Here is a 1,178-nt window from a genome sequence, read left to right as displayed (position 1 = left end):
GACGTGCAGCGCATGCCATGCCGGGCATGACCGCGACCACAACGCAGCACGCAACGTCCTCTTCGAAGGACGCCGAATCGTCGCCACCGGACGGGTGGAGACGCCAAACGCCTGTGGAGCGCGGGTAAGACGGGCACATGTGCCCGCACAGCGCGGTGAAGCAGGAAGCCTCCGGAAGGGTCAGACGACCCAGGCCGGAATCCCTGGACTTTAGGCCAGGGAGCACGTCAAGCGCTCCGATCCACGCTTGCTTCTTGCTTGCCACTTGCCTTGCCTTGCTGCTTCTTCCCTGGGAATAAGCAGACGTCGGGGGCCGATGACGTCGTCATCGCGGCGTGACGCACGACGCGTCGCCCGGAGCACCGTTTCAGTACGGTGTCCCGGCGTTCACCGCAGTCGGTCACAGGGCGGTGGCGGCGCGGACCAGTCCCGCGACCGCCGTCGAGCGGCTGTGCGGGGGCCAGGCGATGACCGTGGTGACGTGGGGGGCGTCGGGGACCGGTACGGCGGTGAGGTCCTCGCGCAGGCCGGTGCGGCCCGACTCCGGCACGATGGCGCAGGCGCGGCCGAGGGCGATGAGCTGGGTGAGTTGGGTGTGGTCGCGCACCTGCGGTCCGGGGCCGTCCGGGAAGGTGCCGTCGGGGTGGGGCCAGCGGGGCAGGGGCAGGTCGGGAAGGCCGGTGACCTCGGCGAGCCGCACCTGGGGGCGGGCGCTGAGCGGGTGGCCCGCCGGGAGGATCGCGACCTGACCCTCGCGGTGCAGGTCCTCGGTGTCGAAGCCGGCCGTGTCGTCGAACGGCCGATGCAGCAGGGCTACGTCGGCCCGGCCGTCGTGCAGCAGCCGTGTCTGCTCGCCCGGCCCGCACAGCACGACGTCCACGGCGACGGCGCCGGGCTCGGCGGCGTAGGCGTCGAGGAGTTTCGCCAGCAGTTCACCGGAGGCGCCCGCCTTCGCGGCCAGGACCACGGCGGGGCGGCCGGTCGCCGCGAGGGCGGCCCGGCGGGTGCGCCGTTCGGCGGCCTCGACGGCGTCCAGCGCCGCCCGCGCCTCCCGCAGCAGCACCGCCCCGGGTCCGGTCAGGGTGAGACCCCGGCTGCCGCGCTCCAGCAGGAGGGTGCCCAGGCGCCGTTCGAGCCCGCCGATCGCCCGCGACAGCGGGGGCTGGGCGATCCCGAGC

1 protein-coding gene is annotated in these 1,178 nt (G+C 73.7%); it reads right to left on the bottom strand.

What is annotated here, in order from left to right; genetic code table 11:
- Positions 1 to 400: 400 nt before the first annotated feature.
- A partial coding sequence (locus tag ABT085_RS46485) for a LysR family transcriptional regulator (RefSeq protein ID WP_351623299.1) occupies positions 401 to 1,178 on the bottom strand: 778 nt, incomplete at its 5' end.

The organism is Streptomyces sp. NPDC002265 (genome assembly GCF_040296125.1).
Lineage (GTDB): Bacteria > Actinomycetota > Actinomycetes > Streptomycetales > Streptomycetaceae > Streptomyces.
This window is presented reverse-complemented; position numbering and strand designations above follow the sequence as displayed.